Origin of the sequence: Photorhabdus caribbeanensis, from assembly GCF_018448885.1 — a bacterium.
Lineage (GTDB): Bacteria > Pseudomonadota > Gammaproteobacteria > Enterobacterales > Enterobacteriaceae > Photorhabdus > Photorhabdus caribbeanensis.
The window spans coordinates 182,621-198,840 of sequence record NZ_RCWB01000006.1; the positions used below are offsets into that span (position 1 = coordinate 182,621).

The window sequence follows — 16,220 nt, forward strand, 5'->3', positions numbered from 1 at the left end:
TCTATATCGTCTTTTGCGCTATGATCCCCAGCCATGATTTGGATCTTATCCTCGGATCATGGGGGGAGCGATGACATTAAAAATCGCCATACACATGACAACTGATCCTTCCTCGCCTTAGAGGAGTCGTTGTTTTGTACCCAATATAATGAGCTAACCACTCCGATTTCTTTAATTGTTAATTGGCCTTGTTTTAGGGGAGTCCACCGTGTCACTTTCGCTTTGGCAGCAATGTCTTGCCCGATTGCAGGATGAATTACCTGCCACAGAATTCAGTATGTGGATACGCCCCCTTCAGGCAGAGCTAAGTGGTAACACTCTGGCACTTTATGCCCCAAATCGGTTTGTTCTGGATTGGGTAAGAGAGAAGTATATCAACAACATCAATGGGTTGTTGAATGACTTCTGTGGAGCAGAAGTACCATTATTACGTTTTGAAGTTGGCAATAAACCCGTTTCCCAAAACGATAGCCCACCACAAAGGGTTGTTGCTCACACGCCGGTTGCACCTGCACCACAAAACACATCAGTACGCCCTAGTTGGGATAACACTGCGGTACAACCAGAGCTATCTTATCGCTCTAATGTTAACCCAAAACATACTTTTGATAACTTTGTTGAAGGTAAATCCAACCAACTTGCTCGCGCTGCGGCAAGACAAGTAGCTGATAATCCCGGCGGTGCTTATAATCCACTATTTCTTTATGGTGGTACAGGTTTGGGTAAAACCCATCTATTACATGCCGTAGGCAATAGTATTATGGCACGTAAGGCGAATGCCAAGGTGGTTTATATGCATTCTGAACGTTTCGTTCAGGATATGGTCAAGGCATTACAAAATAATGCAATAGAAGAGTTCAAACGCTATTACCGCTCTGTCGATGCATTACTGATCGATGATATTCAGTTTTTTGCCAATAAAGAACGCTCGCAGGAAGAGTTCTTCCACACATTCAACGCATTACTGGAAGGTAATCAACAGATTATTCTGACATCAGATCGCTATCCAAAAGAGATCAATGGGGTAGAAGATCGGTTAAAATCCCGTTTTGGCTGGGGGCTAACCGTTGCAATTGAACCACCAGAATTGGAAACTCGCGTCGCTATTTTGATGAAAAAGGCAGACGAAAACGAAATCCAGTTACCAGGAGAAGTTGCTTTCTTTATAGCTAAACGCCTACGTTCTAATGTCCGTGAGCTTGAAGGGGCATTGAACAGGGTAATAGCAAATGCCAATTTTACCGGTCGAGCGATTACTATTGATTTTGTACGTGAAGCATTACGTGATCTGTTAGCACTGCAAGAAAAACTAGTTACCATTGATAATATTCAGAAAACAGTCGCTGAGTATTATAAAATCAAGGTGGCCGATTTACTTTCCAAACGGCGCTCCCGTTCCGTTGCCCGTCCAAGGCAAATGGCAATGGCGCTGGCAAAAGAGTTAACCAACCACAGCTTGCCTGAAATCGGGGATGCCTTTGGTGGACGTGACCACACAACTGTGCTGCATGCTTGTCGTAAAATCGAGCAACTGCGTGAAGAAAGTCACGACATCAAAGAGGATTTTTCTAACTTAATCAGAACATTGTCTTCCTAGTGCTATGAAATTTATCATTGAACGTGAGCAATTGTTAAAACCACTGCAACAGGTCAGTAGCCCGCTGAGTGGACGCCCTACTCTGCCTATTCTTGGTAATTTATTACTACAAGTTACAGAAGGCTCCCTGTTGCTGACCGGCACAGATTTAGAAATGGAAATGATGGCAAGAGTCACGCTTTCATTGCCACACGAAGCAGGTGCAACCACGGTGCCAGCACGTAAATTCTTTGATATCTGGCGAGGTTTGCCAGACGGGGCCGAAATCAGTGTAGAACTGGATGGTGATCGCCTATTGGTGCGTTCTGGTCGCAGCCGTTTCTCGCTCTCCACATTGCCTGCGTCTGATTTTCCAAATCTTGATGACTGGCAAAGTGAGGTAGAGTTTTCACTGCCACAAGCCACACTGAAGCGCCTTATTGAATCGACTCAGTTCTCAATGGCTCACCAGGATGTTCGCTATTACCTCAACGGTATGTTGTTTGAAACCGAAGCAGAAGAGCTACGTACAGTTGCAACCGATGGCCACCGTCTGGCAGTCTGTTCTATGGGAATTGGTCAAAAACTGCCTTCCCATTCGGTTATCGTGCCACGTAAAGGCGTGATTGAACTCATGAGATTGCTGGATGGCGGCGATACTCCGCTACAGCTACAAATTGGCAGTAACAATATCCGTGCCCATGTTGGCGACTTTATTTTCACCTCTAAATTGGTGGATGGACGTTTCCCTGATTATCGTCGCGTATTGCCAAAGAACCCGGATAAAACCCTGGAAGCGAGTTGCGATATGCTGAAACAGGCTTTTTCACGCGCGGCAATTCTCTCTAATGAGAAATTCCGTGGAGTTCGCCTCTATTTCAGTAAAAACCAGCTAAAAATCACAGCCAATAACCCTGAACAGGAAGAAGCCGAAGAGATTGTAGATGTCAGCTACCAAGGCGCTGAAATGGAAATAGGCTTTAATGTTAGTTACGTGTTAGATGTTCTCAATACACTAAGATGTGAAGAGGTTCGTTTATTACTGACGGATGCTATTTCCAGTGTTCAAATAGAAGACTGTGCCAGCCACAATGCGGCTTATGTCGTGATGCCAATGCGCCTGTAACCGGATTTTTATTTCAGGTATATGACTCTCACGCGTTTACTTATCCGCGATTTTCGTAATATCGCCGCCGCTGATTTGCCTTTAGCTACCGGATTTAACTTTCTGGTTGGATCTAATGGCAGCGGCAAAACCAGTGTGCTGGAAGCGATTTATACGCTGGGCCACGGCCGCTCTTTTCGTAGCATTCAGACAGGACGGATAATCCGTCATGACTGCAATGAGCTCGTTCTGCATGGACGGCTAGGGCAACCGGAGAATGAGCGGGAACAGTCTATCGGTCTGAGTAAAAACCGTAATGGCGACAGTAAAGTCAGAATTGATGGCAAGGATGGTTGCAAAATTGCCGAACTAGCCAAGATGTTACCTATGCAGCTCATTACCCCTGAGGGGTTTACCCTATTGAATGGCGGGCCAAAGTATCGACGGGCCTTTATTGACTGGGGCTGCTTTCACAATGAGCCACGCTTTTTTTCTGCATGGGTAAACTTAAAACGGCTACTCAAACAACGCAACGCTGCACTACGACAAGTTACCCGTTATAGCCAGATACGGCCTTGGGATCAGGAATTGGCGCCACTCGCTAACCAAATAAATCAGTGGCGTGGTGAATATGTTACAAACATCACTCAGGATATTACGGATACCTGTAAGCAATTCTTACCCGAATTTATATTAAGTTTCTCTTTTCAACAAGGATGGGACAAAGAGAGTGATTATGCTGAATTACTGGAGCGCCAATTTGAGCGCGACAGAATGTTAACCTATACAGCTTCCGGCCCACATAAGGCAGATCTGCGCATTCGTGCAGAAGGAACGCCTGTAGAAGATATGCTATCCCGCGGTCAATTAAAGTTATTGATGTGTGCACTGCGGCTAGCACAGGGTGAATATTTCACCCGACAGAGCGGACAACAATGTCTGTATCTGCTTGATGATTTTGCCTCCGAACTGGATACCGGCCGCCGTCAGTTGCTGGCCGCACGTCTAAAATCCACGCAAGCTCAGGTATTTGTCAGTGCGATAAATCCCGACCAAATAACAGACATGCTTGATGGAAATAGCAAGATGTTTCGCGTGGAAAATGGCAAAATAGAGGTTCAACCACAGGATTAAAAATGAGCGAGAAACGTTGATGTCGAATACATATGACTCCTCAAGTATCAAGGTATTAAAAGGGCTGGATGCGGTGCGTAAACGTCCGGGCATGTATATCGGTGATACAGACGATGGTACCGGCTTACACCACATGGTCTTCGAGGTTGTCGACAACGCTATCGACGAAGCCCTCGCTGGCCACTGTAGCGAAGTTATCGTCACTATCCATGCTGATAACTCTGTCTCCGTACAGGATGATGGCCGCGGTATTCCTACCGATATACACGAAGAAGAAGGTGTTTCAGCAGCCGAAGTCATTATGACAGTGCTGCATGCGGGGGGTAAATTCGATGATAACTCTTATAAGGTCTCCGGCGGTTTGCACGGCGTAGGGGTTTCCGTTGTTAACGCCTTGTCTGAAAAGCTGGAATTGGTTATCCGCCGTGACGGCAAAGTTCATGAACAGACTTATCACCTTGGTGTGCCACAAAGTCCACTGAAAGTCGTTGGAGAAACTGAACAGACAGGTACCCGAGTCCGTTTCTGGCCGAGCATGGATACTTTCCGTAATAACACAGAATTCCAGCACGACATTCTGGCTAAACGCCTGCGTGAACTCTCCTTCCTGAATTCCGGTGTATCCATCCGCCTTATTGATAAACGCACTAATACGGAAGACCACTTCCATTATGAAGGTGGAATTAAAGCGTTTGTTGAGTTCCTAAATAAAAACAAAACACCAATTCATCCAAATGTTTTCTATTTTTCTACAGAAAAAGATGGCATCGGCGTTGAAATTTCAATGCAATGGAATGATGGGTTCCAGGAAAATATTTACTGCTTCACCAATAACATCCCACAACGCGATGGGGGAACTCACTTAGTTGGCTTCCGTACTGCGATGACACGTACCCTTAATAGCTACATGGATAAAGAAGGGTACAATAAGAAATCCAAAGTCAGTGCTACTGGTGATGATGCTCGTGAAGGTTTAGTTGCCGTTATTTCCGTTAAAGTGCCTGATCCAAAATTTTCTTCTCAGACTAAAGACAAACTCGTCTCCTCCGAAGTGAAAACTGCGGTTGAAACGTTGATGAATGAGAAGCTGGTGGAGTATCTGCTGGAAAATCCAAACGACGCTAAAACTGTCGTCAGTAAAATTATTGATGCTGCTCGCGCTCGTGAAGCAGCCCGTAAAGCGCGAGAAATGACGCGCCGTAAAGGGGCTCTTGATCTGGCTGGACTGCCAGGCAAACTGGCTGATTGTCAGGAACGTGATCCGGCACTCTCTGAACTCTACTTAGTGGAAGGGGACTCTGCGGGTGGCTCGGCAAAACAGGGCCGTAACCGCAAAAATCAGGCAATTTTGCCGCTAAAAGGCAAAATCCTGAACGTCGAAAAAGCGCGTTTCGATAAAATGCTCTCTTCTCAGGAAGTAGCAACCCTGATCACCGCATTGGGCTGTGGTATTGGCCGTGACGAATACAATCCAGATAAGCTGCGTTACCACAGCATTATCATCATGACGGATGCGGACGTCGATGGTTCTCATATTCGTACTCTATTGCTGACTTTCTTTTATCGTCAAATGCCAGAAATCATTGAGCGTGGTCATGTATTTATTGCTCAACCACCGCTGTATAAAGTCAAAAAAGGCAAACAAGAACAATATATTAAAGATGATGAAGCAATGGATGAGTACCAGTTATCCATTGCATTAGACGGCGCTGCACTTTACACCAATGAGCACGCACCAGCCCTGAGAGGCGAGCCACTGGAAAAACTAGTGACCGAATTTAATGGCGTCCAAAAAATCATTAAACGCATGGAACGTCTGTATCCGCTAAGTTTATTGAATAGCCTAATTTATCATCCGAAGCTGACCGAAGAAGCATTGTCTGATAAGGCGAAAGTTGAAGAATGGATTGAAATGCTGGTTACTCGTCTGAATGACAGTGAACAAAACGGCAGCAGCTACAGTTATCGCCTCCATGAAAATCGTGAGCGCCAAATGTACGAACCGGTGCTGTGTGTTCGTACACACGGTGTTGATACTGATTATCTATTGGACTTCGATTTTGTCCACGGCGGTGAATATCACCGAATCACTCAGCTAGGCGATAAACTTCGCAACTTGATCGAAGAAAGCGCTTATATCGAACGTGGTGAACGACGCCAACCGGTTAGCAGCTTTGAACAAGCGCTAAACTGGTTGACTAAAGAGTCTCGCCGCGGGTTGTCTATACAGCGTTATAAAGGTTTGGGAGAAATGAACCCTGAACAGTTATGGGAAACGACCATGAACCCGGAAACTCGCCGCATGATGCGTGTGACAGTAAAAGATGCCATTGCAACTGACCAACTGTTTACAACTCTAATGGGTGATGCTGTTGAACCTCGCCGAGCATTTATTGAAGAGAATGCCCTGAAAGCAGCCAATATTGATATCTAATTGATATTATTATCAATTTAAAAAAGCGCTCATATTGATTCTCTATGGGCGTTTTTTTTATCTGTTATTTCCAATAGATAAAGTGTAATTTATTTTATGATTTTACAAGGTATAACTTAAAACTAATTTTTATATTTTCTTGGTAACATACAAGCATATAAAATAGAAAATATCACACTACCTACTCTAATTACCTCACTATTTAAATTAATAAACATCGATATAATTTCATGATAACCATCATATTTAACAATAAACAATTGAGCAGTTCCAAACATGACTATTATAAAGAATGAAAAAACAGAGAGAATATAACTCTCTCTTTTCTCTATAATAACTTTAACAATAAGAAGTAAAAATAATATTACCAAAGATAAAAAATAGTACAGTAAAATATCCTGCCAAGTAGATTGAGTGGAAATTGTAACATCTATATAGTCCATCATTATTTTTCCTTTTCTAGCTGATAAATACTCAGAGCTATAGCGTTATCAACAATTAGTCCAGTAACTAAATTAATTCCGATATTTTATTATATCTTTGAAAAATCATCTAGAATATCTTCTTGGCATTAAAATAATATACAATAAGGAAAATATAAAACCACCAATCTTTATACTTTCGCTTTTAAAATTAATAAATTTGGGTATATTGTACTCATATCCTGTTAAAATTAATTGATCACTAGATAATATAAGAACCAAGATAACACCAAAAATAACCATAATATTGTTATTTTTTTCTTCTATTATTATCCTAAGAATAAATAGAAAAAACAATATAACAAGAGATAAAACATAATAGTATAATATATCCAGCCATGATGATTTAGTAGAAATAATAATTTCGGCATAATCCATTATTCTTTTTCACCAATAATTTATCGTCAACATTTAAACTTCCTTGGGAACATTATCATAATTAAAATTGAAAATATCACCGCACTTACTCTTATTACCTCATCATTTAAATTCAAAAATATAAATGGTGGAATCAAGGAATAACTAAATTTAGATATAATTAATTGATCTATACAAAAAGAAAATAAAAAACAAAAGGTTAATTATAAATAGAGAAATACTCTTTTTACTTTTCGTGTATTTTTTAATAAATAAAAAAAACATAGAAAAAACCATTATAAATAAAAAATATAATAAAAAATCCATATCAGATGATTGAGTAGATATAATTAGTTCCTGACCCATATTATTTCTCTTCTTCTGTTGTCTTATAAACATTCCGAAGAGCAATACCATCAACCACTATCTCTATAAAAACGATTTACTGTATATTTAGATAAAAAACAATTAAAATATCTTATGTAAGATAACAAAAATAAACCAACAAAGAAACAATGAACAGAGCTACATAGATAAATCCACTCGAATAACGAGTGGATTTTCACATAAACAAATAGATTAAAATAATTAAACCAAGATACGCAGCATACGACGCAGAGGCTCTGCGGCTCCCCACAACAATTGGTCACCGACAGTAAAAGCAGACAAATACTCTGGGCCCATATTCAGTTTACGTAAACGCCCTACAGGAGTATTCAAAGTTCCCGTTACCGCCGCCGGGGTTAATTCACGCATACTCAATTCGCGATCATTTGGAATAACACGAACCCAGTCATTATGCTTAGCCAGTAATTGCTCAATATCAGGAATCGAAATATCCTTTTTCAATTTCAAAGTAAATGCCTGACTGTGGCAACGCAGCGCCCCAATACGTACACACAAGCCATCCACGGTAATGATGTTATTACCGGTATTCAGAATCTTGTTGGTTTCTGCCTGACCTTTCCACTCTTCACGGCTTTGGCCATTATCAAGTTGTTTATCAATCCACGGAATTAAACTACCTGCCAGCGGCACGCCAAATTGCTCAGTTGACATAACACCGCCACGAGTGAAATCCGTTACTTTTCTTTCAATATCCAGAATAGCCGATGCCGGATCTTGCAACTCTTTTGCTACCTGAGTATGTAGAGATCCCATCTGAACCAGCAATTCCCGCATATGACGAGCGCCCGCACCAGAAGCTGCCTGATAAGTCGCAACAGAAGCCCATTCAACCAAATCATTAGCAAATAGGCCCCCCAAAGACATCAACATTAGGCTAACAGTACAATTACCACCAACAAAAGTTTTTATGCCTTTATCAAGACCTTGCTGAATATGCGTATGGTTAACTGGATCTAGAATAATGATGGAATCATCATTCATACGTAGTGCTGACGCCGCATCAATCCAATATCCCTGCCAACCTGTTGATCTTAACTTTGGATAAATCTCATTAGTATAATCTCCACCCTGACAGCTAATAATAATATCCAAAGCACCAAGCGCTTCGATATCAAAAGCATTCTGTAACGTACCTTGCTGACCAGTAAAATCAGGTGCTGGCTGTCCGTGCTGTGATGTCGTGAAGAATACCGGACGAATAACATCAAAATCCCGCTCTTCAATCATACGTTGCATTAATACTGAGCCGACCATCCCGCGCCAGCCGATAAAGCCCACATTTTTCATCATTATTATCCTACTTTGGTGAGTGTTGATCAGTGATTCTGATTACACCAAAGCTGACAAAATATGACCAAGGACGCAAGTGAATTTATTAACTAATTCACAAGATATTTAGCAACATGGTTAGCAGCAAGATATATAACAAATCTGGCATCTGAGTAAAAAGCCACCTATTGGTGGCAAATATTTACAATTAACTTTTAATTTTCAAGTCACATTCAATTGAGTTTTAGTTTTTTCTTTGGGATGCGGCTTAACACTTATTACTTCACCAGGTTTGGAAATAAAGCGGACAAACGTTTCATGGCTAACGAAAGTTGCACCACAATTGATGTTTTGACATTGATTATAACGTTCTTTCGTATGACTGGAATGCTCAAAGCTACTGCGTGCATGAGCCGCTTTACCACAAAGAGGACACTTGATCATATTTTCTTACCCTTAACTAAAACATGAACTCTCATAATGCGAACAATATAACAATGAGATCTCCATTAAAGAACATTTATTTCATATCGAGATCATCAATTTTTAATTCCAGAGTCAGTGCTGTTGTAAAACCACCAGAACCATTCACCGTGTGGGTAACTGTCGTTAATGTCCATTCGACAGCATCTATTTCTGGTTTAAAGCCGCTAACTTTAATTGGTATTTCAGGGTAGAGATCTGCACGCCCCTGAGCCAGTTGAATCGAAAACGTCGCAGCCCCACGCTGTATTTTCTCCCAAGCAACTTTGGCAGCACGTTTAGCGCTGGCTTCATCAGCATAAGTACGGGAAAGTTCCAATACGTTATCTTTGCTACCTACTAAATAAGAGGTTAATTTATCAGCATTTTTCTGACCTTTTCGCTCAACCGTTAAGGTATGTTTTTTCTCCGGTTTACGAACATCCAACCAGTTTGCTACCACGCCGGTATAAGCCTCACGATCGGAGAGGGTAAAATTGTGGCTATCACCCGACCGACGTGTAATCACTAATGCAGGGATAACCGCACCACTGGCTGTTTTATTTTGTCCTTGCCGGATAAATATCAACTTACCATTTTTTACTGAAGCAATTGCCCCTTCTTGCCTTGCCAGGCGGGTCAGAAAACTACCATCTGATTCATTCGTCTGATCAATATGGTTAATAAATATCTTCGCAATATCCTGATGCAAATCGGCGGTAAGGTTATTTCTAGCTGCAATAGTATGGACAATCTCACCTATCGTTTTCTTATGATAAGACTCTTCACGTCTCATATTGAGAGATTCACGAAAATCAGCACTACGAGCACGAATCGTTAATTTGTCCGGAGCTCCACTGTGGCCAATTTCATCCACAGTAAAACGTCCTTTACTAATCAGTGGTTGATCACGCCATCCCAACGCCAATGAAATCACATTACCTCTGGAAGGTAGCACCAAACTTCCATCTGCATCATCCAGTTCAATATCAAGCTGATCGGCTTCAAAACCTCGATTATCTGTCATTGTTAGTGATATCAGGCGCGATTGAATGCGCCCGCTGATATCCTTATTACCAATTTCCAAAAGAAATGAAGGTGCACTGCCTTTTTCAGTTCCCCTGCCAAATTCAGACGTCATGACTATACCTCTCTGACTCTATTTGACAAATTGTCTGTAAGCATAGAGAACTGTTCCTGAAGATCACCGAACATTTCAATTAGAGAACTATCCACTCGCTTCAATGTCAACGTGAAATCAATTTTACGGGCAGAACCATTCGACATAAATTCAGTTCTTGTCTGGTCGATACTCTGAATGACAAACATACCGTAAACCGTGCCGCTGCCACCTATAAAAGACCAAGCCTTACCGCTATCAGCCATCACTTGTAGTACCGTCAATGATAAACGACCACCAGTAATTTCTGGATATAACGAACCGGAAAGTGTCATTGTGTCGTTATCCGGCCCTAGAAATTGCCAGGCAGGCCGCATCCCGATACGGCTATTAAAAGCATGTCGCCATGACTGAGTATATTGCATACTCTGGTATGGTGTGGTTTTCAACATAAAAACAAATAAACCCAGTGCAGCCATCATAATTAGAATTCTCCTCTATCAGAGAATGAACTGCGTAAACGAGCCTGCTGTTTACGTTCCCGATCATCCAATTCGCGCCTAACCGCTGCTGCAATATCCTGCGCAGATTGCCCCGGTGCACCATAGATATTTATATGATAAACCGGTGATTCACTGCGGTACTCTACCATCTGACGTTTGTCCGCTTTCTTTTCCTGAATCTGCGGATAAGAATGAACCGGTAAACTCTGAACATGCAATGGCGCTGTTCTGGCTGCGGTAGAAGGCGCCATTACGCTTAAAGAAAATGCCGCAGCGGCAGCAAGTCTAGCAGTCTGTCGTCGGCTAATAACATTGACAGGGCCAGTGACAATCTCTGGTCCATATTCACCCACAATACCCAATCGTCCAGCCGGAATAACGCCACCTTTGTCATGTTTGGGCAGAACCGAACTGACATTAGGGCTCACATTGCTATTAGCTTCTTTTGAAATATCCTCCTTTGACCGCATCCAGTCAGGGAGATATTCAGACAATGAAGTCAGTTTCTTTTTCAGGGCTTCCCATTTTTCATTAATCCCCTCCAATAAACTGTTAACTATCGCTGTGCCAGCCTCTTTAAATTTACTGGGCAGATTCATTACGTCAGTAATAATTTCATTCCATTTATCCGAGATCGATTTTTTAATATTCTCCCAGATATCCAATGTATTCTGTTTAACTAATTCCCAGGCATTACTGATATTAGTTTTAATACTTTCCCAAGTTTGCAGAACACTCTGTTTAATGGATTCCCATTTCTCACTGAGGCTAATTTTAATATTTTCCCAAAGCTGAGAAAATTTCGGCCCCAATGTTTCCCAGTTTTGCCAAATATAAACAGCCGCCATAGCAATGACACCAATAATGGCGAGGATTGGGTTAGCCATCATCAAACGACCGACGATCATCATGGTGCTACCCAACATTTTCAGAGCATTCCCAACTAATCCGAGAGCTCTCACACCAGTACTACCAAAGAAGGTAAGACTATATTTCGCTACAGCCAATGGAAGCAATATCGCAGCGATCGCCTGTGCCAATGCGCCAAACACAGTTAACATGCCTCCAACTACCACCGTAATAGTCGCAAGCGTTGCAGCCAAGCGAGGATTGGCTTCCATCCACTCACTGACTTTATTGACTACATTTGTTACTTGCTGAGTGACTTCCCTTGCAGGACCTTCTACGCCAGAAAACATCTGAACACCTAGATCACTCCAAGCGGCATTAAGCTTTTGTATATCACCGGTAAGACTATTCGTCATTGCAGAGGCAACTTTTTGGGATTCACCTTGAGCACTTTTTAGTTCCGCGATAAAAGATTGCAACCCTCCCTGTCCTGCCTGATTTACCAATACATCCAAAGCAGGAGCAGCATTTTCACCACCAATTGCTGTGAAATAACTTGTACGTTGTTTGCCGCTCATTGAACGGGTTTTATCATCTAGTTCAACGAGAATATCAGGTAATTGCCGTAAATTACCTTTAGCATCACGAGTTTTAATATCTAGTTGTTTCAATGCGGCGACGGCAGCTTTAGGTGGTTCAGCCAACCGGCTTAGTACATTGCTCAAAGCTTCTCCAGCTTCACTTCCCTTGATATTGGCATCACTTAGCTTTCTTGTAGCAGCCGCAACGGTTTCAATATCAATCCCCAAAGAAGTAGCCGCTGGAGCGACAGATTTCATGGTGTCACCCAATCCCGCCAACGTTGTTTTTGAGCCAATAAGCGTTGCCGTCAAAACATCACTTACATGCCCCATCTCTTCGGATTGTAATTTAAATCCTTCCAGTACATTAGTACTAATATCAACCACATTGGCGAAATCTGTACCGCTTGCCTGTGACATTAATACCGCGCCAGGCATCATATTCTTTATCTGGTCAGGAGAATAACCTTTAGAAGCATAAAGGCTCTGCCACTGCGCAATTTGGCTAGCTGAAATCCCTGTGTTTTTACTCAACTCACGACTTTGGTTGAGCAACATGGCGTATTCAGGAGAATTTTTTTCAATATTGGTTTGTGCCTGAATTTTGGACATTTGAGCACTAAGATCATAACCCGGCATCAGAAAGCTTTTACTGGTTGTCAGTATCTTACCGCCTGCCGATTTCGCATTAGCGCCATATTGGCTAACGCGATCACGAAACTCTTTGATTTTGCTATAACGATTTCCACCACGATTTTCTTCGCTTTGGCTACTGGTATGCACAGTTTCCTCAGTGTTTTTACTCAGCTCGCGACTTTGATTGAGCAACATGGTGTATTTAGGAGAATTTTTTTCAGTATTGGTTTTTGTCTGAATTTTGGACATTTGAACACTGAGATCATAACTCGGCATCAGAAAGCTTTTACTGGTTGTCAGTATCTTACCGCCTGCCGATTTTGCATTAGCGCCATATTGGCTAATGCGGTCACGAAGCTCTTTAATTTTGCTATAACGACCTTCACCGCGATTTTCTTCCTTTTTGTCACTGGTATGCGCAGTTTCCTGCGCATATTCAGGAGCAGAATAAGGTTTAATTGCTTTATAAGTCTGATTTAATCGCTTGAATTCATCGCGATTTTGCCGGATAGAATCCGCCAACCTTTTATTATTTCGCTGTGCGGATTTCAAGGCGCCGGTCAGCTTATTAACGGACTGTATTACCAATTTAAGCTGTGACTGTGTATTACTCATTTTCTGCACCACTTCGTAAGATGGCCCGATGTCGCCAGTCCAGTAATTCCGGTAGTGACATTTCACTTGTCACTGCCGGAGACCAGTGGAAAACGGTGGCAATATCTGCCACCAATTCATCTACGGTTAGTCGGTCTGGAAACCGGACTTCGCCGACTTCGGTAACAAAAAATTGACCACCTCAACACTGAGATTAATCAGATCGCCGGGTGTCATTGACAACAGATCGCTTTTAGTGAGAGCTGGTGTGGTAACACGTGGCAAAACCAACATCATTGAGTCCACATCCATCTCCAGCAAAGCCTGTAGCCGAGCACCACGCAGCGCGCCACTGTTCGGTTTACGCACCACCACTTCAGTGATGTTGCTATTACCACGTGCAAGCGGTTCTTCTAATACGATTGTGCGCTGCTCGTCGTTTTGAGTAATTAGTGTTTCTGTCATGGTTCAACCTTGTTTATCCGATTAGATTAAAGACCCATAGCGCGACGATGATCTGCCAAGCGATCCTCACCATTAACGACTTCAACCATGTTAACGGTATCCACTTCGATCAGAACTTCACCATCCCACGTCAATTTGAAATAGGTGTTTTTAGCGCTTATTTTGGTCTGAGTATTATCTCCCTGCTTATAAGTACCGTGGTCAAACTCATGGAAGCGGCCACGCATCACGATTTCAACAGCAATCACATCGCTGGTATCATCGCGCTGGCAGGAGCCTGCAAAGCGCAACATTACGCCATCAGCTTTGGTCAGACCCCATTGCCGATAATGTTGAGCTTCCATTCCTCCCAGAGTAAATTCAACGTCCAATGCACCTTCATCCAAGCCTAAGTCCACGGTTGCGCTACCGTTCATACCACCGCCACGATAGGTTTCCAGTTTACGACTCAGCTTAGGCAGAGTAAGTTCTTCCACTATTCCCTGATAACTATTGCCATCATTAAACAAGTTCAGGAATTTAAGTTTGCGAGGTAATGCCATCTGTTTCCCCTTAGCCGTTTATGCTTTTCGCGAAATCCATCAGGTAACGATCTGTAATACGCTGGCGTAACATCATGTTTTCCAGTGGTGGTACAGGTGTATAGTCGTAATCGAGGGTCAATTTCCCTGCTTTCAAGGTGTCTTTATCATTAGCGTTTTCGTCATACCAACATTGACCGTCAATAATGTAGCCCCCAGATTTCAGTTCGCGGAACTTAGCATTGATACCTTCGATAATGTCTCGTACGAGTGAAGGAGTTAGTGGCTTATCGATTGCCCACATATGTGCTTCTGCCATAGTGTCAGCTAATACTTGGGCAGTACGAGTGTAACTTTCGAACTGGAACAATGGGTCATCAGCGCAGGTACGGGAACCCCAGAAACGGAAGCCATTTTTACGGATAAGTGTCGTGATACCATTTTGGTTTAGCAAACCAGCATCAGTTGCTGGATCTTGAAGATCCCAGAATACGTCTGCTGAAAGACCGGTCACGCCATTGACACCGATGTTGGACAGTGTTTTGTGCCAACCTGTCTCTTCATCAATTTTTGCACGCAAACCCAGTGCGCGAGCAGTGGCGTAGGCGATAGTTTCTTTATTAGAAACAGTATCCCAACTCAGGAAATCAGGCCAAATCAACATTAGCTCTCGTTGACTGAAGTTTTTGCGATATTCGATAACTTCTGAGATAGTCTTACTGCCATAGGCGCTGATATAAGCCATTGCTCTCAGTTTCTGCGCGATACTCGCCAACTCAACAGCAACAGCCTTCGTATCCAGCCCAGGGACGCCCAGAATACGTGGCTTCACACCTAATTGGCTTTGTGCTGCCAACAGTGCCTGTATACCGGTTTTCTTACCTTCATTAGTTGTAGTACCAATGATGTTGCTGGTAGTTTGTTCTTCCGTTTCACCTTGTGCTACACGGACAACAACAGTAACGGGTTTAGACTGGTCTGAGATAGCTTTGAGTGCCTGAGGCAATGTACCGGTTTTACCAGCTTTGCCAATGGCGAGTGAAACATCAGTAATCAAGACCGGAGTATTTAATGGAAAAGTTTTTTCGTCTGCTTCAGGACCGGTACACACCATACCAACAATAGCGGTGCTAACTGTGGTGATGGTACGTGTGCCTTCGTTAATTTCCTGTACACGGACGCCGTGATGATAATCTTGTGCCATATTAGCGGTTCTCCTGTTAAGGTGTCTCGCTATGTTGAAGTATCCGAATTATTAAATCATTCGATGAGAAATGTGTGGGAGATGGTACAAATCAGGTCAGTTAATTTATTATTTTTTCTAATAATTTAACTACCCGTACTTTATAGAGCGCGGAAAAAGAAACCCTGGAAAATCAATATCTGTTTCTTCTGTCATGAACTTTTAGTTCTGTTTATTGATTATTTTTTCACAGATTTTCCCCACAAAAATAGATGATAATTTATACACATCAACACTTTTCTCTGTAAACCACCGTTCTGATTATTTATTGGCACCTGAATATAGATAATTTTCACCCCATGAGCCCCTGCTTAGTACCAATACGAAACTATTCTTTCGGAAATTTCATGGAATAGTGAGTTTTGAAAAATCTTGGTTTGATAGAAACGGTGAATTTGGCTCAGGGAGCAGTGCCGAATAGCCGGAAAGTGAATGGCAAAGTTCTGACTGAGGATATCAATATTACGTCTCAGGATATCTT

Annotated in this window: 15 protein-coding genes; 4 read left to right on the plus strand and 11 right to left on the minus strand. The window is 42.4% G+C overall.

What is annotated here, in order from left to right:
• Nucleotides 1-208: 208 nt before the first annotated feature.
• Genes dnaA through gyrB form a run of 4 tightly spaced genes read left to right on the plus strand, consistent with a single transcriptional unit; the run spans nucleotide 209 to nucleotide 6,249 of the window.
• Entirely contained in the window at nucleotides 209-1,597 is a 1,389-nt protein-coding gene (dnaA, locus tag EAE90_RS06700) for a chromosomal replication initiator protein DnaA (RefSeq protein ID WP_118987636.1), read from the plus strand.
• Nucleotides 1,598-1,601: 4 nt separating this feature from the next.
• The gene (gene dnaN, locus EAE90_RS06705) at nucleotides 1,602-2,702 is read left to right on the plus strand and encodes a DNA polymerase III subunit beta (RefSeq protein ID WP_214052847.1); all 1,101 of its coding nucleotides are present in this window, start codon (nucleotides 1,602-1,604) and stop codon (nucleotides 2,700-2,702) included.
• Between the two features lie 21 nt (nucleotides 2,703-2,723).
• Nucleotides 2,724-3,815, plus strand: coding sequence for a DNA replication/repair protein RecF (gene recF / locus EAE90_RS06710; protein WP_214052848.1), 1,092 nt, complete (start codon nucleotides 2,724-2,726; stop codon nucleotides 3,813-3,815).
• A 19-nt stretch (nucleotides 3,816-3,834) separates the two neighbouring features.
• Complete coding sequence (gene gyrB / locus EAE90_RS06715) at nucleotides 3,835-6,249, plus strand: DNA topoisomerase (ATP-hydrolyzing) subunit B (protein ID WP_214052849.1); 2,415 nt, start codon at nucleotides 3,835-3,837, stop codon at nucleotides 6,247-6,249.
• 122 nt (nucleotides 6,250-6,371) lie between these two features.
• Here the strand turns inward: gyrB and EAE90_RS06720 are convergent, their stop codons facing one another.
• From EAE90_RS06720 to EAE90_RS06770, 11 genes are all read right to left on the minus strand, one after another.
• On the minus strand, nucleotides 6,372-6,695 hold the full coding sequence (locus tag EAE90_RS06720; RefSeq protein WP_214052850.1) for a hypothetical protein: 324 nt from the start codon (nucleotides 6,693-6,695) through the stop codon (nucleotides 6,372-6,374).
• 102 nt (nucleotides 6,696-6,797) lie between these two features.
• Nucleotides 6,798-7,109 carry a hypothetical protein gene (locus EAE90_RS06725; RefSeq protein WP_036782390.1) on the minus strand — a complete coding sequence of 104 codons (312 nt, stop codon included), beginning with the start codon at nucleotides 7,107-7,109 and terminating at the stop codon, nucleotides 6,798-6,800.
• A gap of 567 nt (nucleotides 7,110-7,676) precedes the next feature.
• Complete coding sequence (asd, locus tag EAE90_RS06730; RefSeq protein ID WP_214052863.1) at nucleotides 7,677-8,783, minus strand: aspartate-semialdehyde dehydrogenase; 1,107 nt, start codon at nucleotides 8,781-8,783, stop codon at nucleotides 7,677-7,679.
• 204 nt (nucleotides 8,784-8,987) lie between these two features.
• Complete coding sequence (locus EAE90_RS06735) at nucleotides 8,988-9,209, minus strand: ogr/Delta-like zinc finger family protein (RefSeq protein ID WP_036782400.1); 222 nt, start codon at nucleotides 9,207-9,209, stop codon at nucleotides 8,988-8,990.
• A gap of 76 nt (nucleotides 9,210-9,285) precedes the next feature.
• A complete protein-coding gene (locus tag EAE90_RS06740; protein WP_214052851.1) occupies nucleotides 9,286-10,368 on the minus strand; it encodes a phage late control D family protein in 1,083 nt (360 codons plus the stop codon).
• Between the two features lie 2 nt (nucleotides 10,369-10,370).
• On the minus strand, nucleotides 10,371-10,829 hold the full coding sequence (locus tag EAE90_RS06745; protein WP_214052852.1) for a phage tail protein: 459 nt from the start codon (nucleotides 10,827-10,829) through the stop codon (nucleotides 10,371-10,373).
• 2 nt (nucleotides 10,830-10,831) lie between these two features.
• Nucleotides 10,832-13,531, minus strand: a complete 2,700-nt coding sequence (locus EAE90_RS06750) for a phage tail tape measure protein (RefSeq protein WP_246550434.1) — start codon at nucleotides 13,529-13,531, stop codon at nucleotides 10,832-10,834.
• Nucleotides 13,524-13,643, minus strand: a complete 120-nt coding sequence (locus EAE90_RS06755) for a GpE family phage tail protein (RefSeq protein ID WP_201771252.1) — start codon at nucleotides 13,641-13,643, stop codon at nucleotides 13,524-13,526. Before EAE90_RS06755 ends, EAE90_RS06750 begins: the two co-directional genes overlap by 8 nt.
• 14 nt (nucleotides 13,644-13,657) lie before the next feature.
• Entirely contained in the window at nucleotides 13,658-13,975 is a 318-nt protein-coding gene (locus EAE90_RS06760) for a phage tail assembly protein (RefSeq protein WP_214052853.1), read from the minus strand.
• A 26-nt stretch (nucleotides 13,976-14,001) separates the two neighbouring features.
• Nucleotides 14,002-14,517 carry a phage major tail tube protein gene (locus EAE90_RS06765; RefSeq protein ID WP_036782412.1) on the minus strand — a complete coding sequence of 172 codons (516 nt, stop codon included), beginning with the start codon at nucleotides 14,515-14,517 and terminating at the stop codon, nucleotides 14,002-14,004.
• 10 nt (nucleotides 14,518-14,527) lie between these two features.
• The gene (locus EAE90_RS06770; protein ID WP_214052854.1) at nucleotides 14,528-15,700 is read right to left on the minus strand and encodes a phage tail sheath protein; all 1,173 of its coding nucleotides are present in this window, start codon (nucleotides 15,698-15,700) and stop codon (nucleotides 14,528-14,530) included.
• Nucleotides 15,701-16,220: the final 520 nt, after the last annotated feature.

Coding starts and splice junctions, on each gene's coding strand:
- dnaN (WP_214052847.1), top strand. CDS start 1,602: ATGAAATTTATCATTGAACGTGAGCAATTGTTAAAACCACTGCAACAG.
- recF (WP_214052848.1), top strand. CDS start 2,724: ATGACTCTCACGCGTTTACTTATCCGCGATTTTCGTAATATCGCCGCC.
- gyrB (WP_214052849.1), top strand. CDS start 3,835: ATGTCGAATACATATGACTCCTCAAGTATCAAGGTATTAAAAGGGCTG.
- EAE90_RS06720 (WP_214052850.1), bottom strand. CDS start 6,695: ATGATGGACTATATAGATGTTACAATTTCCACTCAATCTACTTGGCAG.
- EAE90_RS06725 (WP_036782390.1), bottom strand. CDS start 7,109: ATGGATTATGCCGAAATTATTATTTCTACTAAATCATCATGGCTGGAT.
- asd (WP_214052863.1), bottom strand. CDS start 8,783: ATGAAAAATGTGGGCTTTATCGGCTGGCGCGGGATGGTCGGCTCAGTA.
- EAE90_RS06735 (WP_036782400.1), bottom strand. CDS start 9,209: ATGATCAAGTGTCCTCTTTGTGGTAAAGCGGCTCATGCACGCAGTAGC.
- EAE90_RS06740 (WP_214052851.1), bottom strand. CDS start 10,368: ATGACGTCTGAATTTGGCAGGGGAACTGAAAAAGGCAGTGCACCTTCA.
- EAE90_RS06745 (WP_214052852.1), bottom strand. CDS start 10,829: ATGATGGCTGCACTGGGTTTATTTGTTTTTATGTTGAAAACCACACCA.
- EAE90_RS06750 (WP_246550434.1), bottom strand. CDS start 13,531: ATGAGTAATACACAGTCACAGCTTAAATTGGTAATACAGTCCGTTAAT.
- EAE90_RS06760 (WP_214052853.1), bottom strand. CDS start 13,975: ATGACAGAAACACTAATTACTCAAAACGACGAGCAGCGCACAATCGTA.
- EAE90_RS06765 (WP_036782412.1), bottom strand. CDS start 14,517: ATGGCATTACCTCGCAAACTTAAATTCCTGAACTTGTTTAATGATGGC.
- EAE90_RS06770 (WP_214052854.1), bottom strand. CDS start 15,700: ATGGCACAAGATTATCATCACGGCGTCCGTGTACAGGAAATTAACGAA.